The organism is Nocardioides luteus (assembly GCF_000960475.2).
Lineage (GTDB): Bacteria > Actinomycetota > Actinomycetes > Propionibacteriales > Nocardioidaceae > Nocardioides > Nocardioides luteus_A.
Genome location: NZ_JZDQ02000010.1, coordinates 15,230 through 36,830, shown reverse-complemented (window position 1 = coordinate 36,830; position 21,601 = coordinate 15,230). Strand labels below are relative to the sequence as shown.

The 21,601-nt window shown below is 70.5% G+C and carries 17 protein-coding genes and 1 pseudogene; 6 read left to right on the top strand and 12 right to left on the bottom strand.

Going from position 1 to position 21,601, the window contains the following annotated elements:
- Positions 1 to 1,578 (top strand): tannase/feruloyl esterase family alpha/beta hydrolase, encoded by a 1,578-nt coding sequence (locus tag UG56_RS08640; RefSeq protein WP_045551590.1) that lies wholly within the window; start codon positions 1 to 3, stop codon positions 1,576 to 1,578.
- 74 nt (positions 1,579 to 1,652) lie between these two features.
- On the opposite strand, the gene UG56_RS08635 is transcribed toward UG56_RS08640, so the two are convergent.
- Positions 1,653 to 2,765 (bottom strand): sterol desaturase family protein, encoded by a 1,113-nt coding sequence (locus UG56_RS08635; RefSeq protein WP_045551586.1) that lies wholly within the window; start codon positions 2,763 to 2,765, stop codon positions 1,653 to 1,655.
- A gap of 227 nt (positions 2,766 to 2,992) precedes the next feature.
- Between UG56_RS08635 and UG56_RS08630 the strand changes: the two genes are divergently transcribed.
- Complete coding sequence (locus tag UG56_RS08630; RefSeq protein ID WP_045551587.1) at positions 2,993 to 5,290, top strand: FdhF/YdeP family oxidoreductase; 2,298 nt, start codon at positions 2,993 to 2,995, stop codon at positions 5,288 to 5,290.
- Between the two features lie 26 nt (positions 5,291 to 5,316).
- Here the strand turns inward: UG56_RS08630 and fdhD are convergent, their stop codons facing one another.
- The 6 genes and pseudogenes from fdhD to UG56_RS08605 form a co-directional block, all read right to left on the bottom strand.
- Complete coding sequence (fdhD, locus tag UG56_RS08625) at positions 5,317 to 6,153, bottom strand: formate dehydrogenase accessory sulfurtransferase FdhD (protein ID WP_045551588.1); 837 nt, start codon at positions 6,151 to 6,153, stop codon at positions 5,317 to 5,319.
- The gene (locus UG56_RS08620; protein WP_071326964.1) at positions 6,141 to 7,379 is read right to left on the bottom strand and encodes an MFS transporter; all 1,239 of its coding nucleotides are present in this window, start codon (positions 7,377 to 7,379) and stop codon (positions 6,141 to 6,143) included. The genes fdhD and UG56_RS08620 overlap by 13 nt, the downstream gene beginning before the upstream one ends.
- On the bottom strand, positions 7,376 to 8,353 hold the full coding sequence (locus tag UG56_RS08615) for a Dyp-type peroxidase (RefSeq protein WP_045551927.1): 978 nt from the start codon (positions 8,351 to 8,353) through the stop codon (positions 7,376 to 7,378). Before UG56_RS08615 ends, UG56_RS08620 begins: the two co-directional genes overlap by 4 nt.
- A gap of 84 nt (positions 8,354 to 8,437) precedes the next feature.
- Positions 8,438 to 9,232, bottom strand: coding sequence for a cation diffusion facilitator family transporter (locus tag UG56_RS08610; RefSeq protein WP_256206515.1), 795 nt, complete (start codon positions 9,230 to 9,232; stop codon positions 8,438 to 8,440).
- Between the two features lie 115 nt (positions 9,233 to 9,347).
- A pseudogene (locus UG56_RS28815) lies at positions 9,348 to 9,398 on the bottom strand (hypothetical protein); the annotation flags it as partial.
- Positions 9,399 to 9,484: 86 nt separating this feature from the next.
- Positions 9,485 to 9,985 (bottom strand): CBS domain-containing protein, encoded by a 501-nt coding sequence (locus tag UG56_RS08605; protein ID WP_052694241.1) that lies wholly within the window; start codon positions 9,983 to 9,985, stop codon positions 9,485 to 9,487.
- Between the two features lie 142 nt (positions 9,986 to 10,127).
- On the opposite strand from UG56_RS08605, the gene UG56_RS08600 reads away from it, so the two are divergent.
- On the top strand, positions 10,128 to 10,778 hold the full coding sequence (locus UG56_RS08600) for a DUF1345 domain-containing protein (RefSeq protein ID WP_045551928.1): 651 nt from the start codon (positions 10,128 to 10,130) through the stop codon (positions 10,776 to 10,778).
- Here the strand turns inward: UG56_RS08600 and UG56_RS08595 are convergent.
- On the bottom strand, positions 10,747 to 12,009 hold the full coding sequence (locus tag UG56_RS08595) for a PucR family transcriptional regulator (RefSeq protein WP_071326963.1): 1,263 nt from the start codon (positions 12,007 to 12,009) through the stop codon (positions 10,747 to 10,749). The two genes, UG56_RS08600 and UG56_RS08595, sit on opposite strands and share 32 nt — an antisense overlap.
- Positions 12,010 to 12,138: 129 nt before the next feature.
- On the opposite strand from UG56_RS08595, the gene UG56_RS08590 reads away from it, so the two are divergent.
- On the top strand, positions 12,139 to 13,080 hold the full coding sequence (locus UG56_RS08590) for a hypothetical protein (protein WP_045551402.1): 942 nt from the start codon (positions 12,139 to 12,141) through the stop codon (positions 13,078 to 13,080).
- 10 nt (positions 13,081 to 13,090) lie between these two features.
- Here UG56_RS08590 and UG56_RS08585 read toward each other — a convergent pair whose 3' ends face one another.
- Positions 13,091 to 13,492, bottom strand: coding sequence for a TIGR03668 family PPOX class F420-dependent oxidoreductase (locus tag UG56_RS08585; RefSeq protein ID WP_045551401.1), 402 nt, complete (start codon positions 13,490 to 13,492; stop codon positions 13,091 to 13,093).
- Positions 13,493 to 13,574: 82 nt separating this feature from the next.
- Between UG56_RS08585 and UG56_RS08580 the strand changes: the two genes are divergently transcribed.
- A complete protein-coding gene (locus tag UG56_RS08580; RefSeq protein ID WP_045551400.1) occupies positions 13,575 to 14,336 on the top strand; it encodes a hypothetical protein in 762 nt (253 codons plus the stop codon).
- Positions 14,337 to 14,687: 351 nt separating this feature from the next.
- Here UG56_RS08580 and metH read toward each other — a convergent pair whose 3' ends face one another.
- On the bottom strand, positions 14,688 to 18,401 hold the full coding sequence (metH, locus tag UG56_RS08575; protein ID WP_084100740.1) for a methionine synthase: 3,714 nt from the start codon (positions 18,399 to 18,401) through the stop codon (positions 14,688 to 14,690).
- Between the two features lie 190 nt (positions 18,402 to 18,591).
- Here metH and UG56_RS08570 point away from each other — a divergent pair, with 190 nt between their 5' ends.
- Positions 18,592 to 19,440 (top strand): PAC2 family protein, encoded by an 849-nt coding sequence (locus UG56_RS08570; protein WP_045551398.1) that lies wholly within the window; start codon positions 18,592 to 18,594, stop codon positions 19,438 to 19,440.
- Between the two features lie 119 nt (positions 19,441 to 19,559).
- Here the strand turns inward: UG56_RS08570 and mshC are convergent, their stop codons facing one another.
- Positions 19,560 to 20,792 carry a cysteine--1-D-myo-inosityl 2-amino-2-deoxy-alpha-D-glucopyranoside ligase gene (mshC, locus tag UG56_RS08565; protein WP_071326962.1) on the bottom strand — a complete coding sequence of 411 codons (1,233 nt, stop codon included), beginning with the start codon at positions 20,790 to 20,792 and terminating at the stop codon, positions 19,560 to 19,562.
- A gap of 32 nt (positions 20,793 to 20,824) precedes the next feature.
- Complete coding sequence (locus UG56_RS08560; RefSeq protein ID WP_045548059.1) at positions 20,825 to 21,598, bottom strand: SCO1664 family protein; 774 nt, start codon at positions 21,596 to 21,598, stop codon at positions 20,825 to 20,827.
- Positions 21,599 to 21,601 lie beyond the last annotated feature (3 nt).

Here is a 21,601-nt window from a genome sequence, read left to right as displayed (position 1 = left end):
ATGAAGAGACTGCTGCTGGTAGCCGCCGGGCTGCCCCTGGCCGCCGCCCTGACGGCCGTGCACCCCGCCGCTGCCCAGACATCCCCGGCCGTGTCCGACAGCGCGATGTCCCGGAGCACCGACGGCTGTGAGAGACCGAGCCTGATGCCCCCGGCGGATGCACGGATCGTGTCGGTCAGCGCCACCGCGAAACCGGGCGGCACCCTGACCTACCCGGCCCAGCCCGGAGCCTCCGAGCCGCCCCCGCCCGTCACCGACGTCCCGGCCTACTGTCAGGTGGACGTGACCCTCACCCACGGGTCGGCCGGCGACCGGGAGCTGATCCAGGTCTGGCTCCCCGCGACCGGCTGGAACGGCCGGTTCCAGGCGCTCGGCGGCAGCGGCTACCTCGGCGGCGACTTCGGTCCGAGCCTGCCGAACGCCGTCAAGGCCGGGTACGCCGTGGGCACGACCGACGCCGGCGCGACCCCGACCACCGGCTTCACCGCCGACTGGGCCCTCACCGAGGACGGCCAGGTCAACACGACGGTGCTGAAGAACTTCGCCGAGCGCGGGCCGCACGAGCTGGCCGTCCTCGGCAAGGCGATCACGAAGGACCACTACGGCCGCGCGGCGCACCACGCGTACTGGAACGGCTGCTCGACCGGCGGGCGCCAGGGCTACATGGAGGCCCAGCGGCACCCGGGCGACTTCGACGGCATCCTCGCCGACGCTCCGGCGATCTCCTGGGACCGCTTCGCGATCGGTGACCTGTGGCCGTACGTCGTGATGAACGCGGAGGACGACCACCTCGCGCCCTGTGAGCTCAATGCGTTCACCACCGCTGCCAGGGCCGCCTGCGACGGCGACGATGGGGCCGTCGACGGGATCGTCGGCAACCCCATCGCCTGCGACTTCGACCCGGCGTCGCTGATCGGCGAGAAGGTGCTGTGCGACGGCGAGGAGCTGACCATCTCGGCGCGGGACGCGGCCGTGATCGAGAAGATCTGGGACGGTCCTCGGACCTCCGACGGCAAGCGGCTGTGGTTCGGGCTGACCCCCACCGCCGATCTCGGCTACCTCGCCGGCCCGGCACCGTTCCCGGTGGCGTCGTCCTGGGTGCAGAACCTGCTCGAGAAGGACCCCTCCTTCGACGTCTCGACCATCACCTACGCCGACTACGAGAGGCTGTTCGCGCAGTCGGTCGACGAGTACCACCAGGTCATCGGCAGCGACGACCCCGATCTGTCGGGCCTTCGCCGCGCCGGCGCCAAGCTGCTGACCTGGCACGGTGGCGACGACCAGCTCGTCCCGCTGCGGGGCACCCTGAGCTACCGCGAGAAGGTCGCACACCGCTTCGGCGACATCGACGACTTCTACCGCGTCTTCGTCGCTCCCGGCGCCTCGCACTGCCAGGCCGGGACCGGCCCGGCGCCGACGGACCCGCTGGGCGCTCTGGTCAGGTGGGTCGAGAAGGACGACGCCCCGGAGACCCTGGCCGCGACCTCGGTGGCCGCCGACGGGACGAGGGTCGAGCGTGACATCTGCCTCTACCCGAGGACCGCTCACCTCAGCGGTGGCACCGTCAGCTGCCGCTGAACCCGAGTCCGCCCGCGGACGGAGCGCTCTGCTCCGTCCGCGGGCGGTCTGCGGGCGGTTCGCGCGCGTCAGCCTCAGTGGACGTACTCGTCGTAGGTCCGGTGGCCGCGGAACGGGGCGACGTGCTGGGCGAGGATCCCGACCGGGACGGTCTCGCGCTTGAGGACGCCGTACTCCTCGGGCCAGCTGCCGTCACGGGGCAGCTTGAAGGAGCCCATCAGCATGTCGATCACCGGCAGGTGGATCGCGTAGTTGCGGTCCCAGTAGTCGAGGTGCCGGGCGTGGTGCCAGTGGTGGTAGCGCGGCAGCACCACCAGATACTCGAGGACGCCGAACCGGACGCCGATGTTGGCGTGGGCGACGACCGCCTGGATGCCGACCAGCACGGCGTACGCGTTGACGACCGAGGTCGAGAAGCCGAGGAACAGCAGCGGCAGCAGGACGATGCTGCGGGTCAGCACGGTCTCGACGAAGTGGACGCGCGAGCCGGCCAGCCAGTCGAGCTCGGGGCTGGAATGGTGGACCGCGTGGAAGCGCCACAGCACCATGATCCGGTGGTAGCAGCGGTGCAGCACCGCCTGGGCGAGGTCGGCGAGGAAGACCGCGAGCAGGAAGGCCACCACGAACGGCAGCTCCTGGATCCATCCTTGGACGCCGGGGACCTTCACCGTCGAAACCACCAGCGAGGTCGAGGTGGTGACCAGGATGAGGATGAGCTGGACGAGGACGTGGCTCATGAAGAAGTAGCACGCGTCGGTGCGCCAGCCCGGCCGGAAGACCGGCACCGGGCGGCGGGCGAAGGCGTGCTCGAGCGGGATGAAGACCAGCGCGGAGAAGAACAGCGCGAGCACGAACCAGTCCAGGCCGAGCGAGAAGGGCGTGTCCTTCACGGGCCCGTCGAACGGGACCTCGGTGCCGCCGAGGAGCACGGCGACGGTCGCGGTGCCGACACCGGTGAACGCCAGCCGCTTGTGCTGGTCGCGCAGCACCGCGACCGTCCCGGCGAAGAAGGCGGTGGCCAGGCCGATCAGCAGGAGCGTACGGGCGAAGTCCTCGGTGTAGATCGCGCGGAACTCGCGGCTGGTCAGCAGCTCGGGAAAGTGGAAGCAGAGGACCGTGGCCAGGCTCAGCACACCCAGGAAGCACGAGGTGGCGGGAGCGAGCAGGTGGTGGCGCAGCAGGGACATGACAGCAGTCTGGCCGCGGGCCGAGGGGCGACGCCTGAGCCGGCGTACTCAATTCGAGCCCCGGGGAGGCGTGGATTGTCGCCGACCACCACCCGGGCTGTCGGCGCCGACACGATCCCGTCGCCGGGCCTGTCGCCGCTCGCGACGGCGGCCCGGCGGGGTTAACGTCGACAACGAGGCGAGGCCGCCCGGCGCGCCCGCGGTCACGACATGCACAGGAGCGCGAGATGGTCGACCAGGAGACCTCCGGCCAAGGCCCTGCCCCCACAGGTGAGTGGGAGCAGCGCGACTACCACCATCCAGCAGCCGGCTGGGGCGCGGCGACCTCCGTCATGAAGGTGCTCTCCCGCGAGCACGCGATCGCCTCGGGGACCCGGGCGATGTTCAAGATGAACCACGAGAACGACGGCTTCGACTGTCCGGGCTGCGCCTGGCCCGACGACCTGAAGGGTCTCAAGCTCGACCTGTGCGAGAACGGGATGAAGCACGTCGTCTGGGAGATGACGGGCAAGCGTGTGGACCGCGACTTCTTCGCCGCCCACACGGTCACCGAGCTGGAGAGCTGGTCCGACTACGAGCTCGAGGACCAGGGCCGGCTCACCGAGCCGATGGTCTACGACGAGGCGAGCGACCGCTATGTGCCGATCTCGTGGAGCGACGCGTTCGCGCTGGTCGGCTCGGCGCTGCAGGCTCTTGACTCCCCCGACGAGGCGGCGTTCTACACCTCCGGCCGGCTCGGCAACGAGGCGACGTTCCTCTACCAGCTGTGGGCCCGCGAGTTCGGCACCAACAACCTGCCCGACTGCTCCAACATGTGTCACGAGGCCTCAGGCCGAGCGCTCAAGGCATCCCTCGGCACCGGCAAGGGCACCGCGGACCTCAAGGACTGGGAGACCGCCGAGGCGCTCTTCATCCTCGGCGTCAACGCGGCCTCCAACGCGCCCCGGATGCTCACCGCGCTGACCGAGGCGTACGACCGCGGCGCCCAGATCGTGCACATCAACCCGCTGGTCGAGGCGGGCGCCCGCAAGGCGATCATCCCGCACGAGTTCGTCGACATGGCGCTCTTCAAGGCGACCCGCACCAGCACCCTCAACCTGCAGGTCCGCCCGGGCGGGGACCTCGCGCTGCTGCGCGGGATGGCCAAGGCGCTGCTCGAGGAGCACCGCACGGATCCGAAGGCCCTCGACGTCGAGTTCATCGAGCGCTACACCTCGGGCTTCTCGGCATACCGAGATCTGGTCGAGTCGACCTCCTGGGACGACCTCACCCGCCAAGCCGGGCTCAGCGAGGCCGACATCCGCAAGGCCGCGGCGGTCTACTCCGCCTCCGACCGTACGTTGATCAGCTGGTGCCTCGGCGTCACCCAGCACGAGCACGGCGTCGACACCGTGCGCGAGATCGTCAACGTCCTCCTCCTGCGCGGCAACCTCGGCCGCGAGGGCGCCGGTCCTTCGCCCGTACGCGGCCACAGCAACGTCCAGGGCAACCGCACCTGCGGCATCGACCACAAGCCGACCGACGAGTTCCTCGACCGGCTCGGCGAGGTCTGCGGCATCACTCCCCCGCGCGAGCACGGGCTGGACACGGTCGGCGTCATCAGGGCCATGAACGAGGGCCGGGTCAAGGTGTTCGTCGGCATGGGCGGCAACTTCGTCATGGCCGCCCCCGACACGCCCTACACCGCCAGCGGCCTGCGCAACTGCGACCTCACCGTCCAGGTCAGCACCAAGCTCAACCGCAGCCACCTGGTCCACGGCCGCACGGCCCTGATCCTCCCCTGCCTGGGCCGCACCGAGAAGGACCACCAGGCCGGCGGCCTGCAGGAGACCTCGGTCGAGGACTCGATGAGCATGGTCCACCTCTCCCGCGGGATGAAGCGGCCCGCCTCGCCCCACCTGCTCTCCGAGCCCGCGATCATCGCCGGGATGGCGCGGGCGACGCTTCCCGACAGCGCCACCCCGTGGGAGTCATGGGTCGAGGACTACGACCGGATCCGCGACGTGATGGCCAAGGCCCTGATCGGCTTCGAGGACTTCAACCGCCGGGTCCGGCTCCCGCTGGGCTTCCGGCTCAAGCAGCCTGCCCGTGAGCTGGTCTTCAACACGCCGACGGGCCTCGCGGAGTTCGCCGCGACACCGCTGCCCGACGTGATCCCGGCCGACGACGACGTGCTCGTGCTCCAGACGATGCGCTCCCACGACCAGTGGAACACCACGATCTACTCCGACGACGACCGCTACCGGGGCATCAAGAACCTGCGTACGTTGATCCTGATGCACGAGGACGACATGCGCTCGCGCGGGATCGCCGAGGGCTCGTTGGTCGACATCGTCGCCACCTCCAAGGACGGCAGCGTCCGCGAGCTCCGTGGCTACCGCGCGCTGCGCTACGACCTGCCGCGCGGCAGCGCCGCGGGCTACATGCCGGAGATGAACGTGCTGATCGGGGCCGCCGACTACAGCGTCCAGAGCGACCAGCCGCTGATGAAGAACGTCAAGGTCCGGGTCATCCCGAGCAGCTGACCCCCTCGCAAGCCCGTTCCCGTCGCTCAGCCGACGGGGACGGGCTCGATGCGGTCGGTGCCGGAGTAGATGTTCATCGAGGCACCGCGCAGGAAGCCGACCAGGGTGAGGCCGTTGTCGTCGGCCAGGTCGACGGCGAGCGAGGAGGGGGCCGAGACCGCGGCGAGCAGCGGGATGCCGGCCATCACGGCCTTCTGGACGAGCTCGAAGGAGGCCCGGCCGCTGACCATCAGCATGCTGTTGCGCAGCGGCACCAGCCCCTCGCGCAGCGCGTGCCCGATGACCTTGTCGACGGCGTTGTGGCGGCCGACGTCCTCGCGTACGCAGAGCAGGGTGCCCTCGGCGCCGAAGAGCCCGGCGGCGTGCAGGCCGCCGGTGCTGTCGAAGACGCGCTGCGCCTCCCGCAGCCGCTCCGGCAGGAGGGCGAGGAGCTCGGGGGTGACCCGCAGGGTGTCCTCGGCGACCGACCAGGCCGAGGACGTACGCACCGCCTCGAGGGACGCCTTGCCACACAGTCCGCACGAGGAGGTCGTGTAGAAGCTGCGCTCCAGCGAGGCGTCGGGCGGTGGGACGTGCGCGGCCAGGCCGACGTCGACCACGTTGTAGGTGTTGCCGCCGTCGGCGGTGGCGCCGGCGCAGTAGCGGACGCCGGCGATGTCGTCGGCGGAGTGCACGACGCCCTCGCTGACCAGGAACCCGACGGCCAGGTCGAAGTCGCCACCCGGAGTGCGCATCGTGACGGTCAGGGGCCGGCCGTTGACCCTGATCTCCATCGGCTCCTCGGCGGCCAGCTTGTCCGGCCGCCGCGAGATGACGCCGTCGCGGACCCGCAGCACGGGTCGTCCAACTGTCACTCGTCCCATGTCAGCTCCTGTGGTGTGGGGTCGGGTCGGAAGGGTTCGTGGTGGGCGTGCCGGGCCGCGTGCACGGCTGCCCAGATGAGCAGGACGGAGCCGATCAGGGCAAGGCCGCCCAGGAGTTCAGGATAGGACGCGGACCTGGCCATGACCGCCAGCAGCAGCGGGGCCAGGAAGCCGCTGTGGGCCACCCCCTGGAACAGCGCCGACACCGTCGGCAGCGCGCCGGGAGGGGCCAGCCGGCCGATCTCGGCCAGCCCGGACTCCAGGGTCAGGCCGTAGCCGGCACCGAGGAAGACCGCCGCGGCCAGCACCAGGAGCGGCGAGACCTCCTCGATCGCGAGGGCACCGAGCAGCAGCCCGACGACGACGGTGGCCATCGCGACCAGGGTCGCGCGGGCGCTTCCGGGCCGGTCGATCCGGGCCGCCAGCGGCTGAACCGCCAGCCCGACCAGCAGCGTGACCGCCGCGACCAGGCCACTGAACAGCGGGGCGTGGCCACGGACGCGGTCGAGCACGAACGGCGGCAGGACGACGTAGGAGACCGTCACCGCCGCGAAGATCGCCGGGCTGGCCGGCAGCACGATCCCGACGAAGCGCGGATGGGTGATGGCCGACCAGCGGTCGCGGGGCGGCGCCGCGGGCGGCGGCCCGGGGATCGCGCACATCTCCGGGATGCGCGCGGTGAGCGCGAGCACGAGCAGCGCGAAGCCGCCGTGGACCAGGCACGGCACCACCGAGGGCGCCGGGAGCCACGCGGCCAGGGTGCCGGCGACCAGCGGGCCGCAGGCGAAGCCGGCGCCGGTCGCGTACACCGCGAAGCGGGCGCCGCGGTCGTCGCCGGGCGAGAGCGCGCGCAGCCAGGCGGCACCGGCGGAGACGATCAGCCCGGCCGCGATCCCGGTCACCAGGCGGCTCACGAAGACCGCTGCGTGGGACGTCTCGGCCAGTACGAGGAGGAGGCTGCCAGCGGTGGTGACGGCCAGGGCGAGACGTATGACCCGGCGATGGCCGAACCGGTCGGCGGCCCGGCAGCCGAGGAGCAGCGCCGGGACCAGGCCAGCCAGGTAGGTGGTGAACACCAGGACCACGGCCATCGTCGACCAGCCCGCCTCGAGCCGGTAGACCACCGACAGCGGCGTGAACTGGTTGGCGCCCCAGCCCGCCGCCACCAGGGCCGCCGCGACGAGGACGCGGTCGCTGCCCGCCGCCGGCGAAGCCGAGGTCGTCATCCACTCAGGCCCGGGGTGCGGGCGAGGAACGGGTCCGGGTCCTCGAGGAAGGCAGCCGGCGGGACGAAGAAGAGACATCCGGTGACGGCCGTGGAGAAGTCGAGGATCCGGTCGTGCCGGCCGGGCGTACGCCCCAGGAACATGTTGCGCAGCATCTCCTCGGTCACGCCGGGGTCGGCGGCGTAGCCGATGAAGTACGTCCCGAACTCGCCGGTCCCGACAGCACCGAACGGCATGTTGTCGCGCACGATCGCGCGCTCGGTGCCGTCCGGGTCGGTGATGGTGTTGAGCGCGACGTGGGAGTCGTCGGGTTTGACCGAGTCCGGCAGCTCGATGTCGCTCAGCTTCCTGCGGCCGACGACCAGCTCCTGTTCCTCGACCGAGAGCCTCTCCCAGGCATCGAGGTCGTGGAGGTATTTCTGGACGATGACATAGCTGGCCCCGACGTACGTCTCGTCGGGGTCGGCTCCGTCGAAGCCGACCAGCGCGGCCAGGCCGGACTCGGCGGCCAGGGTCGGGCTCTCGGTGCCGTCGACGAAGCCCAGCAGGTCGCGCTCGTCCCAGTAGCGGAAGCCGTGGACCTCGTCGACGGCGTCGACCAGCCCCTCGAGGCGCACCATCAGCTGGCGGCCGAGCTCGAAGCACAGGTCGGGCCTGCCGGCGCGCAGGTGGAACAGCAGGTCTCCCGGCGTGGAGACGGCGACATGCTTCTCGCCCGCGAGCGGGCGGAACGGGTGCAGTCCGTCGGGACGCGGTGCGGCGTAGAGCCGGTCCCAGGCCTCCGCGCCGATGCCGACCACACAGCTGAGTGCCGCCTCCGGGATGCGGAAGCCGATCGCCCGGGTGATCCCGGCGACGTCGGCGAGCGCGTCGCGGGCCTCTCGCTCCTTCCCGGGACGGATGGTCACGGTGAGGAAGATGGCCGCCTTCGCGGGTGGTGCCAGCACGTCCTGTGCCCGGTCCTGCGGCGTCACCTGGGTCTCCTGCCTTCTCGGGTCACGGGTCGCGGCTTCAGCAGCGGCGATGAGCCGACGATATCCAGAACGACGGCCGCCGGGTCAGCCCTGCGGGCGTTCCGTGTTCGGGGCGATAGCGCCGGTTGTCCGGCCACCCAAGGAACCGTCCTCCGTCTCCTGGCGATACCAGTCCGGCAGCTCGTCGGGTCGCAGGTCGGTGGAGTCCCCCGGGCGGCTCAGCGTCAGCACCGCCCGCTGGATCTCGGGACGTTCCTCGAGCGCGTCGGCGATGGCGGACAGGCGCGTCGCGACCTGCGACTCGGGAGCGTCTCCGACCAGATCGATCGCGGCGACCAGGTAGATCAGGTCGGCGCCGACCCACTCGGTGCGCAGATAGCTCACGCTCTGCACGTCCGGATGGTCCCGCAGCCCCCGCAGCACCCGGTTGCGCGCCAGCGGGGTGATCTCCTCGCCGGTGAGGAAGTCCATGTTGCGGCTGATCAGGAAGAGCGCGACCACGCCCAGCAGGATGCCGACGAGGATCGAGCCGAGCGCGTCCCAGACCGGGTCGCCGGTGAGCTGGTGCAGGCCAACGCCGGCTGTGGCGATGAGGATGCCGATGATCGCGGCGAGGTCCTCGGCGAAGACGGCGCGCAGCATGGGGTTCGACGTCAGGCGTACGTAGCGCAGCGGGTGCACCCGCCGGGCCCGGGCGCCGGCGCGGGTCTCGCGCCAGGCCTGCAGGAACGAGGTGCCTTCCAGGACCAGCGAGATCGCCAGCACGGCGTAGGCCCAGCGGTAGTCGACGGCCTCCTCCCCCGTCTCGCCGAGCGACTGGATGCCGTGCCAGACCGAGACCGCGGCCCCGACGGTGAAGAGCCCGAACGCGGCGAACATCGACCAGACGTACGCCAACCCGCCCGTACCCCAGCGGATGCTGCTCGTCCGGCTCGACCTCGGCGCGGTGCGCGCCGACGAGGAGGAAGACCTCGTTGCCGGTGTCTGCCCAGGAGTGCGCCGCCTCGGCGGCCATCGAGGCCGAGCCGGTCAGCGCGGCCGCCACGGTCTTGGCGACGGCGATGAGGAGATTCGCGCTGAACGCGATGATCAGCGTCAGCGCGCTCTCATTGCGGCTCGCGGCGGGCTCCGTCACGACCGGGGGACGCAGCCTCTGCCGGACAGCTCCTGCGCCCGCGCCCAGACGCCGGCGTCGCAGCAGAATCCTCGGCCGCTGCGCTTCAGGCAGAGCAGGCCGACACAGCGACCGTCCTCGACCACCGCCAGCCGACGGACATCGGCACCCCTCATCCAGGTCCAGGTCGACCACAGGTCCGCGCCCGGGCCGACGGTCCTTCCCGACAGCGTCCCGAGCGCCGTCGCCGGCTCGTCGTCGCCTGCCTCGGCGAGATCCTGCCGTTCGATGACGGTCAGCAGCCGCTCCCCGTCGCAGACCAGCACGGCGTGGACGTGGTCGTCGAGGAGGAGTGTGCGTGCATCGCGAGCGGTCGCGGTCGGCGGGAGCAGCTTGGGCCGGTGGACCATGGCGTCGGCCACGGTCGCCTCGCCCGGCGCGTGGGCCAACCGCCCGCCGCCGAACTCGACCCCGCCCTCCTGGCGGGTGGCCGACTCCTCGATGTGGGTGAGGGGCACCTGTCCTCTTCTCGTTCTCGCTGCCGTCCTGGTGGACACCACGGTACGCCGCACCCGCCGTCCACGTCGCGGCTCGCGCCACTCCGTGTCAGCCTCCACACCGGTCACTGTGGCGGGCGACGACGACAGGTAGCCTGCAGGCGTGAGTCGGACGAGCTCCCAGACGCGTCTTCCCTCGGCCGCCGGGGTGCGGCTGGCCGGCTCGCTGCTGGCCGGGGCGGTGGCAGCCGCGGTCGGCGTACTCCTCCTCGACGCGCAGATCGGCACCCTCCTCGGTGTCGCCGTCACCCATGGGGTGTTCGTCGCCTCCGGCTGGGTCTCGCTGTGGTCGCTGGATGCGGACGCGACCCGCGCCAACACCCAGCGCGAGGACTTCCGGCCGGCGGCCGAGGAGCTCGTCGTGGTCGCCATCTCGCTGTGCGGGCTGCTCGGGATCGTGATGCTCCTGGTCGTCGGCGACTCGGCCCAGGGCCGCGTCGCCGCCGCGATCGCCCTGGTCGGCGTCTTCCTGGCCTGGGCGAGCCTGCACCTGATGTACGCCGCGCGCTACGCGCACCTCTACTACTCCGGCACCGCCGGCGGCATCGACTTCAACGCCGACGAGGCACCGGCCTACCGCGACTTCTTCTACTTCAGCTACAACCTCGGGATGACCTACCAGGTCTCCGACACCGCGGTGACCAGCTCCGTGATCCGTGCCGTCGTGCTGAGGCACACTCTGCTCTCGTACGTCTTCGGTGCGGTGGTGCTGGCGAGCACGATCAACCTGGTGGCCGGGATCGCTGTGGGCTGACGCCTGGCCGCTTCCGCGCGTTGGGCGCCCACAGCTCGGTGGCCGAGGCCACCCGGAGCGCGTAGGCGGCAGCGGCCAGCTCGGCGACGTCCATCGGCTCGGTCAGGGACCGCCCGGTCAGCTCCTGGATCCGGCGCAGCCGGTTGCGCACGGTGTTGGGGTGGCAGTAGAGCAGCGTGGCTGCGCGCTCGGCGGACCCGGACTGCTCCAGGTACATGTCGAGCGTCTCCAGCAGCAGGTCGCGATCCTCGGCCGGCTGGCGCAGCACCTCGCCGAGCACGTTCTCGGCGAGCCGGCGTCGCTCGGCGGGCTCGTAGACGACAAGGGCCGCGAGCGGGCTGTGGTCGAACGTACGCAGCCCGGCCGTGCCCGGCTCCAGCCCGGCCAGCGCGGCCCGGGCCAGCCGGAGCGCGCGTGGGGTCTCGGGCAGCGAGGCGTAGGGCGGGCTCACCCCGGTGCGGGCGTCGGCGAAGCCGCGCAGGGTCTCCAGGACCTCCTCCTCGCGCTCGGCGGGGAAGGAGACGATGCCGAGCTGCTGGGCCGGGGTCAGCCGCCACCCGGAGACGAACCCCTTCTCGGCGAGCCGCTGCTCGACGTTGGCCAGGCTCTCCTTGGCGAGCCCGTGGGTCTCGGCGGCGACCACGATCAGCAGCGCGTCGGCAGGGAAGCCGAGCAGGGCCGCGGCCTCCCAGGGGCCCGACTCGGGGCCCGGCCGCCCGGTCAGTACGGCCTCGACGACCGCGGATCGCCGTCGCTGCTCGGCCAGCATGAGCTCGGCCGTGGCCGCCCGGTAGGCCTCGGTCAGCACGACGGCGTGCTCGTCGGTGAAGCGCCAGATGACACCCGCGGTGGCGATCAGGGCATCGGTCAGCGCCGGCTGCCGGGTCTGCTGAACATGCTCGACCAGTGCCTCCCAGAGCGCGGCGAAGCAGATCCGGTACGCCCGCAGCACCTCCGGCAGCGGCACCCCCTGCTTCGCCCGGCGTCTGCCGGTGCGGTCCGAGGCGTCCAGGTCGAGCTCGGCGTGCGGGTCACCGATCGCGGCGACCACGGAGCGGAGGTTGTGGGCGAAGGACTGCCGCAGCTCGTCGAGCGAGACCAGCCCGCTCTCCCGGTCGCGGTAGTAGGTCGCGATCCGGTCGGCGACCTGCGCGCACGCGTCGTCGGCGAGCCGGGCGATGTTCTTCTCCGCCCAGGCCGCGAGCTGAAGCCGCCCGTCCGGTCGTGTCACACGCTCTCCTTGGTGAGTTCCGGCGCCCATCTTGTCATCAGAACGGTGCCACCAGTTGAGCCGTCGACTCGGCACCGGATCGCTCAGCCACGTACGATCTGCCTACCCACGACTGGTGCCGGAGGTTCCGTGAACGAAATCCAGCTCAGCGACCTGAGTCTTGGACGCCATATCGCCGAGGGCTCACAGGGCCGCATCATCGAGCTGGCCGACCACCCCGGGACGGTCGCGAAGCTCTACCGCACCCGCGAGCTGGGCCTCGTCGACGGCCGTGCCCTCGCGGAGCTGGTGCGCATTCGCGGGTTCATCGAGAGCGAAGGTCTGCTGGTGGACCACTTCGCGGCCTGGCCGCACACCGTCGTGCTCGACGGCCTGCGCACGGCGGGCTTCCTGATGCAGCGCGTGCACGAGCCGTTCCTGGCCGGGTTCGGTCCGACGACGTCGCTGGCGGAGCTCGGGTTGCTGGTGGACGCCGGCGACGTCGCGAGTCCCGGTGTCTACGAGCGGGTGCTGCTGATGCGAGCCCTGGCCGCGGTGATGGACGCGCTGCACCGTCAGGGCCTCGTCCTCGGTGACCTCTCGCCGCGCAACATCGCCTGGTCGGTCTCCCCCGTACCCCGGGTGATGCTGCTCGACTGCGACGGGATCCGGCCGGCCGGCGAGGACGGCGTGCTGCCGCCCGCCGACACGCGCGGCTGGGAGGACCCCAGCAACGTCGGCTGCCCGCCGACCGCCGACAGCGACCGCTTCAAGCTGGCCCTGACCATCGCCCGCGTCCTCACCGGCGACCGCAACGCCGCCCCGGGGATACGCCCCGACCTGACCTTCGCCGGCCAGGCCGGCATCCTGGTCGGCCCGCTCACCCGGTTGATGGACCAGGCGGCCGGTCCTCCCGGGCTCCGCCCGACCGCGTCGCAGTGGGCCACCGTCCTGGACGTACGCACGCCGTGGGCCGGGGCCGCGCCGGGGATGCCTCCCCAGATGCCCCCGCCGCTGCCCCCGGCGATGCGGTCTCGCGGTGCGTCCCCCAGCGGGGAGATTCTGCGCCCCTTCCGGCGCCAGTCCCGCTGACTCTTCGGGCTCAGGTCGCCGACCAGCCCGACCACCGCGTCACCTCGATGACGATCACCGGCCCGCCCGGAGGTCGCTCGCGGTAGTCGTCGTATTTCGCGACCAGCGGATCGAGGTCGTACGTCGCGTGCACCCGCGCGACGCCGTCGGCACGGGCCCACCACAGCTGCGACCAGTCGTCGTCGTAGGCGTCGACCAGGAGCGACACCGCCGGGTTCGCGCCGATGTCCTCCAGCCGACTCAGCCGGGTGGTCGACTTGGGCTTGTGGTCGACGGCGGTGAGGATCTCCGCACCTGCCAGGGCGAACACGATCGGCACGATCCGCGGTGCGCCGTCGGCCGAGACCGTCGCCAGCCGCGCCACCCGGGCGTCCGCGAACCGCTCCTTGGCCCACCGCTCGTCGTGTCGCACGGCTCGAGCCTAGCCGCGTCGAGGCGGGCGAGCCGGTGTCAGGCGGCTACGGTGTCCCGCATGCGCATCGACCTCCTCGCTCGTGCTGCCGGCTGAGGCCGAGCGGCTGCTCACCGCCGACCTGGTCGAGTGGCTCGCCGACCTGGTCGATCCGGCACTGCTCCGCCAGGAGTCGCCGAAGGCGCAGCTGCAGGGACTGCGCAGCGCGGTCGTCCACCGGGTCGGGGTCAACGAGGCTTCGGCGCTGCTGCACTTCCGTGACGGGCTCGAGCACAACCCGCTGCCCCTGCGCGACCACGACGGGCTGCGGCTGGTCCTCGTCACCAGCCGCGGCGAGGATCTGGCGGTCGACGACGTCGAGTTCGAGGACTGGAGCCGCGACGACGACTGTCAGCGCTGCCGCACGGCGCTGGAGAGCTGGGTGCCGCCGGCCTTCGACCGTGGCGCTCGGATCACGTCGGTCGGCGGGCTCCACATCGCCTACGACCACGCCGACCGTGCCGGCATGGAGCCTCAGGAGCTCCTGGCCCGGCTCCGGCCCGCCGTCGCGCGGGCCAACGCCGCGCTCGGCTCCTGGGACGACTCGACCGTGGGCGTCTACTGGTATCCCGCCACCGAGACCTGGGCCTACGTGATCCCGCTCGCGCTGGATCCCGACCGCGGCCCGGTGGCGGGCGTGCTCATCCGCCACCCGGACGGCTACCACCTGGTCACCATCCTGACGCGGCGTACGGCCTTCTGGAACGTCGCCAGCGTCGGCCGGGTTCCCCCGTCCTGGCTCGACGGCAGCCCTGTCGACAGCCCTGTCGACAGCCCTGTCGACAGCCCGCCGACCGCTCCATGATGCCACAGATCGAGCGGTGCCATCCCTCGGGTGAACGAATCTTCGTTCGTCCCATGGGAGCGAATGAATCTTCGTTCGCGCGTCGCGGCCGAGTGAACTTCATTCACCCGACGAGGTCGAAGGAAGTTTCATTCGCTCCCATGGGACCCGATCGAACAGTGCGCTCACCAGGGCGAACGAACTTTCATTCGTCACACAGGGGCGAATGAAAGTTCGTTCACACATCTGGGCCGAGTGAAAGTTCGTTCACTCGCGGAGCCCGAATGAAAGTTCATTCACCCGTAGCGCCCGAATGAAAGTTCATTCGCCTCCATATCGCCGAATGAATTTTCGTTCGCCTGGCTCCGACGGTCAGTCCTCCGGGTCGTAGCCCAGGTTCGGCGAGAGCCAGCGCTCGGCCTCGGCCATCGTCCAGCCCTTGCGGCGGGCGTAGTCGGCGACCTGGTCCTGGCCGAGACGGCCGACGACGAAGTACTGCGAGTCGGGGTGGGCGTAGTAGAGGCCGGAGACCGACGCGCCGGGCCACATCGCCATCGACTCGGTGAGCTCGATGCCGGTGTTCTTCTCGACGTCGAGGAGCGACCAGATGGTCTTCTTCTCGGTGTGGTCGGGACAGGCCGGGTAACCCGGAGCGGGGCGGATGCCGGAGTACTTCTCCGCGATCAGGTCCTCGTTGGGCAGATTGCCGTCGCCGCCCTCGTCGGCGGCGTAGCCCCAGAACTCGGTGCGTACACGCTGGTGGAGCCGCTCCGCGAACGCCTCGGCGAGGCGGTCGGCGAGGGCCTCCAGCATGATCGCGGAGTAGTCGTCGAGGTCGTCCTTGAACGCCTTGACCCGCTCGGGAAGCCCGATACCGGCGGTCACCGCGAAGGCCCCGACGTGATCCGCGCCCGCACCCACCGGGGCGACGAAGTCGGCCATCGACTTGTTGGCGACGCCCTCACGGTGCTGACCCTGCTGGCGCAGCTGGAACAGCGTGGCCCGCTCCTCGGTGCGGGAGTCGTCGGTGTAGACGACCACGTCCTCCCCGGTCGAGTTGGCCGGGAAGAGACCGTAGACGCCACGCGCCTCGAGCCAGTTCTCCTCGATGATCGTGTCGAGCATCTGCTGCGCGTCCTCGAAGAGCTTGCGCGCGGCCTCGCCGGTGGCCGGGTTGTTGAGGATGTCGGGGAAGCGCCCCTTCATCTCCCAGGCGTTGAAGAACGGCTGCCAGTCGATGTAGTCGCGCAGCTCGGCGATGGAGTAGTCGGCGAGCGTGTGCACGCCGGGCTGGGCCGGAGTCGCCGGCAGGGTCGCGAAGTCGATCTCGGGCTTGTTGGCCCTGGCCTGGGCGTACGTCAGGGACGCCCGCTCGCTCCGCTCGGCATGCCGCGCGCGCAGCGAGTCGTAGTCGACCTTGACCTCGGCCATCAGCTTCTCGCGCCGGCCGGCGTCGAGGAGGGCGGCCGCGGTCGGTACCGACCGGGAGGCGTCCTTGACCCAGACGACGGGGCCGTCGTAGGCCTTGTCGATCTTGACCGCGGTGTGGGCCCGCGAGGTGGTGGCACCGCCGATGAGGAGCGGCAGGTCGAGCCCGACGCGCTGCATCTCGGTGGCGAAGCCGACCATCTCGTCCAGCGACGGCGTGATCAGCCCGGAGAGGCCGATGATGTCGGCGTCGTGCTCCTTGGCGGCGTCGAGGATCTTCTGCGCCGGCACCATCACGCCGAGGTCGATCACCTCGTAGTTGTTGCACTGCAGCACCACGCCGACGATGTTCTTGCCGATGTCGTGGACGTCGCCCTTGACCGTGGCCATCACGATGGTGCCGTTCTTGGTCTCGGCGTCGCCGGGCTGCTTCTCGGCCTCGATGAACGGGATCAGGTAGGCGACCGCCTTCTTCATCACCCGGGCGCTCTTGACCACCTGCGGCAGGAACATCTTGCCGGCGCCGAACAGGTCACCGACGACGTTCATGCCGTCCATCAGCGGTCCCTCGATGACCTCGATCGGGCGGCCGCCGCGAGCCGAGATCTCGGCGCGCAGCTCCTCGGTGTCGGCCTCGACGTAGGCGTCCAGGCCCTTGACCAGCGCGTGCGTGATCCGCTCGCCGACCGGCAGCTCGCGCCAGGCCTCGGCCTTGGCCTCCGCCTCGGGTGAGTCCTTGTTGTACTTCGAGGCGATCTCCAGCAGCCGCTCGGCGGCGTCGGCTCGCCGGTTGAGCACAACGTCCTCGATCCGTTCGCGCAGCTCGGGGTCGACCTCGGAGTAGGGCACCAGCGCGCCGGCGTTGACGATGCCCATGTCCAGGCCCGCCTCGATCGCGTGGTAGAGGAAGACCGCATGGATCGCCTCGCGCACGGGGTTGTTGCCGCGGAAGGAGAAGCTCACGTTCGAGATGCCGCCGGAGACCTTGGCCCCCGGGAGGTTCTGCTTGATCCAGCGGACGGCCTCGATGAAGTCCACGCCGTAGGTCGCGTGCTCCTCGATCCCGGTCGCCACCGCGAACACGTTGGGGTCGAAGATGATGTCCTCGGGGTCGAAGCCGACCTCGTCGACGAGGATGCGATAGGCCCGCTCGCAGACCGCGATCCGGCGCTCGTAGGAGTCGGCCTGGCCGTCCTCGTCGAAGGCCATCACGACCGCGGCGGCACCGTATCGTTTGCACAGCTCGGCGTGCTCGACGAAGGACTCGACCCCCTCCTTGAGCGAGATCGAGTTGACGATCGGCTTGCCCTGGACCAGCTTCAGACCGGCCTCGATGACCTCCCACTTGGAGGAGTCGATCATGATCGGGACCCGGCTGATGTCGGGCTCGGAGGCGATCAGGGTCAGGAACCGGGTCATCGCGGCGACCCCGTCGATCATGCCCTCGTCCATGTTGACATCGATGACCTGGGCGCCGTTCTCGACCTGCTGCGCGGCCACCGAGAGAGCGGTGTCGTAGTCGCCGGCCTTGATCAGGTTGCGGAACTTCGCGGACCCGGTGATGTTGGTCCGCTCCCCCACGTTGACGAAGAGGCTCTCCTCGGTCACGGTGAACGGCTCCAGGCCGGAGAGCCGCAGCGCGGGCTCGACGGTCGGGACGTTGCGCGGCTCGACCCCCTCGACCTGCTTGGCGATCTCGGCGATGTGGGCCGGCGTGGTGCCGCAGCAGCCGCCGACCAGGTTCACGAACCCGGCGGTGGCGAACTCGTGGATGTGGCCGGCCGTGTCGGAGGGACCCTCGTCGTACTCGCCGAAGGCGTTCGGCAGCCCCGCGTTGGGGTAGCAGGACACGAATGCGTCCGAGACCCGGGAGAGCTCGGCGATGTAGGGGCGCATCTCCTGCGCGCCGAGCGCGCAGTTGAGGCCGACGAGGAGCGGGTCGGCGTGGCGTACGGAATCCCAGAACGCCTCCGTGACCTGCCCGGACAGCGTCCGGCCGCTGGCGTCGGTGATCGTCCCGGAGATGACGACGGGCCAGCGGCGGCCGTACTCCTCGAAGACCTGCTGGACGCCGAAGATCGCCGCCTTGGCGTTGAGCGTGTCGAAGATGGTCTCGATGAAGATCAGGTCCGAGCCGCCCTCGAGGAGCGCGCGGGTCGCCTCGGCGTAGGCGTCGCGGAGCTGCTCGTAGGTGATGTTGCGCGCACCGGGGTCGTTCACGTCCGGGCTGATGGAGGCCGTACGCGACGTGGGGCCGAGCGCGCCGGCGACGTAGCGCGGCTTCTCGGGCGTCGAGTAGATGTCCGCGGCCGCGCGGGCCAGGCGGGCGGCCTCGAAGTTGATCTCGTAGGCGAGGTCGACCATGTCATAGTCGATCAGCGAGACCGCGTTGGCGTTGAACGTGTTGGTCTCGATGATGTCGGCACCGGCCTCGAGGTATTCGCGGTGGATCCCCTCGATGATCTGCGGCTGGGTCAGGTTGAGCAGATCGTTGTTGCCGATCAGGTCGGTGTGCCAGTCCTTGAACCGCTCACCGCGATAACCCGCCTCGTCGGGACGGTCACGCTGGATCGCAGTGCCCATCGCACCGTCGAGCACCATGATCCGCTCCTTGAGGGTGGCGGTCAGGGTCTCGGTGACATCAGGGCGCAGACTCACTCTTGTTTCCTCTCCCGGCAGGGTCAGACTGGTGTGCTCGGCTTTGCCTGAAACACGCTACGGCGTAGGTGTGTGGGCAATGCCATTTCATTCCGAATCCTGACACCGGCAGTCCACCAGGTGGGAATTCATAAGGTGTACGCCGGGTGAACGACACCGTCGGGCTGGTCCACATGACTAGGGTGGAGACGTGATCGAGATCGAAGAGACCCGCGACCTGGTCGATCCTGTGGTGATCGCCGCGTTCGAGGGATGGAACGACGCGGCCGATGCCGCCTCCGGCACCGTTGACCATCTGATGGACGTCTGGGGCGCGCGGGTCGTGGCCGAGATCGACCCCGAGGACTTCTACGACTACCAGGTCAACCGGCCGGTCACCGGCACGGACGAGAACGGCTTCCGTACGATCACCTGGCCCACCACCCAGGTCGCGGTCTGCTCCCCGCCGGACCTGGACCGCGACGTCATCCTGGTGCGCGGCATCGAGCCCAACATGCGCTGGAAGCAGTTCGTCAGCGAGATCCTGGAGTGCGTCGACGACCTCGGCGGCCAGCTCGTGGTGACCCTCGGCGCGCTCCTCGCCGACGCACCCCACACCCGCCCCATCCCCGTCTCCGGCACCGCGACCGAGCCCGACATCGTCGACCGGCTCAAGCTGGACTCGCCGTCCTACGAGGGCCCAACCGGCATCGTCGGCGTGATCCAGGAGGCCTGCGTCCAGTCCGACATCCCCGCGGTCTCCTACTGGGCCGCGGTCCCCCACTACGTCGCCGCCCCGCCCTGCCCCAAGGCCACCCTCGCGATCATCAACAAGCTCGAGGACCTGCTGCAGTGCTCCATCCCGCTCGGCGACCTCCCCGAGGACGCCCGCGCCTGGGAGCGCGGCGTCAACGACCTCGCCGAGGAGGACGAGGACGTCTCCGACTACGTACGTTCCCTGGAGGAGGCCCGCGACACCGCCGACCTCCCCGAGGCCTCCGGCGACGCGATCGCCCGGGAGTTCGAGCGCTACCTCAAGCGCCGCACCGACGAGTCATAGGCGGTCGGGTTGGAATACCCGGTTAACCGGGTATTCCTGCACTTCTCAGGCAATGCAACACCCGAGAAGTGCAGGAACACCCTGAGCGGTGTGACGGATGTGACCCCTGGGGCCCGCGATTAAAGCTTGATGCCCAGCGCCGCGTCGACAAGCTTCGAGATGGTCTCGCCGGCGAGCGCGTCGGAGGTCTCGGCGAGACCGCCCTCGCCGAGCGTGGCGGCGACCCAGGCGTCGACGGCCTGGACGGCGCGCGGGGCGTCGAGGTTGTCGGCGAGGGCGCCCAGGACGGTCTCGACGACCGGGGCCGCGGGGGCGCCGCGACCGAGGGCGACGGCCTTGCGCCACTCGGCGATCTTGTCGACCGCGTCGAAGAGCTTGGCGTCGGTCCACTCCCAGTCGTCGCGGTAGTGGTGGCCCAGGAGGACCAGGCGGATCGCCATCGGGTCGATCTCGGAGTTGCGCAGGGCGGAGACGAAGACGAGGTTGCCGCGCGACTTGGACATCTTGTGGCCGTCGTAGGCCACCATCCCGCCGTGGGTGTAGATCTCGGCGAACCGCTGGCCCGCGGAGCGGGCGTGCGAGCCGGACATCTCGTGGTGCGGGAAGACCAGGTCGGAGCCGCCGGCCTGGACGGTGAACCCGGCACCGAGGTGCTCCAGGGCGATCGCGGTGCACTCGATGTGCCAGCCGGGACGACCGGGGCCGTAGGGCGAGGGCCAGGACGGCTCGCCGGGACGCTCGGCGCGCCACAGCAGCGGGTCGAGCGGGTCCTTCTTGCCGGCCCGTTCGGGGTCGCCACCGCGCTCACCGAAGAGCGCGAGCATCTCCTCGCGAGACATCCGCGACTCCTCGCCGAAGGCGTCGTCGACGGCCACCGAGGCGTAGACGTCCTCGTCGACCTTGTAGATCGCGCCCGCCTCCTCGAGCTCGCCGATCAGCGAGATCACCAACGGGATCGACTCGACCGCGCCGATGTAGTTCTGCGGAGGTACGACCCGCAGCGCCTCCATGTCCTGGCGGAAGAGCTCGGTCTCGCGCTCGGCGAGCGCTTCCCACTCGATCCCGACCTTGTCGGCCCGCTCGAGCAGCGGGTCGTCGACGTCGGTGACGTTCTGGGTGTAGCCGACCTCGTAGCCGGCGTTCAGCCACGCCCGGTGGAGCAGGTCGAAGGCGACGTAGGTGTTGGCGTGGCCCATGTGGGTCGCGTCGTAGGGCGTGATGCCACACACGTACAGCGAACGGCGTCCCTGACCCTGCGTCGAGACGACCGCGTCCCGCTGATGGTCATAGAGGCGCACCTCGGGCCCTTTGACGGACAGTTCTGGGACTTCGGGTGCAGACCATGCGCGCATGGGTGCAGCCTACTTGGCGCGACCCACGTGTCTCAGAAGGGCGGCCACGGGATGACATGTCGGTCGTACTCGGGCTCGGGGAAGGCCCCCTCGGCGAGGAGCTCTTCGCAGCGCAGACCGAGCGCCTCGAGATCCCGCCCGGAGAGGTACGCAGCCAGCCCCCGCCCCAGCGGACCGGAGAGCCCCTCGAGCACCGTCCGGACACCGGCGAGCTCCTCCTCGGTGAAGCCCAGCCCCTGCCATCCCCACAGGATGGTGCGCAGCTTCGGCTCGTCGTGGAAGGTCAGTCCGTGGTCACAGCCGTAGCGGTGGCCGGAGGCCACCGGCAGCACGTGACCGCCCTTGCGGTCGGCGTTGTTGGTGATCGCGTCGAAGACCGCCATCCTGCGCAGCGCCGGTGTGTCCTCGTGGGCGAGCGAGACGGCCCGGTCGAGCGCGTCGTAGCCGTCGAAGACGTGCCGGTAGCCCGGCGGCACCGAGCCCTCGGGCACGATCGTCACCGGCTCGACGCTCTCGTCGGTGGTGACCCAGCGCTGCACCATCCCGAGGCCGTGCGGGCCCTCGCGCAGCCAGGTCTCGGGCACGACGGACCAGCCCAGGGCCTCGGAGACGACGTAGGCGGCGACCTCGCGGTGCGCCAGCCGTCCGTCGGGGAAGTCCCACAGCGGCCGCTCCCCCGCGATCGGCTTGTAGACGACCTCGGTCCCGCCGATGGTCGCCAGGAAGGTCGCGTTCGAGGCCGTGGTCAGCCGCCCGACGAGAACCAGCTCATCATCGGACCCGATGAGCGACTCGGTCACCGACATGGG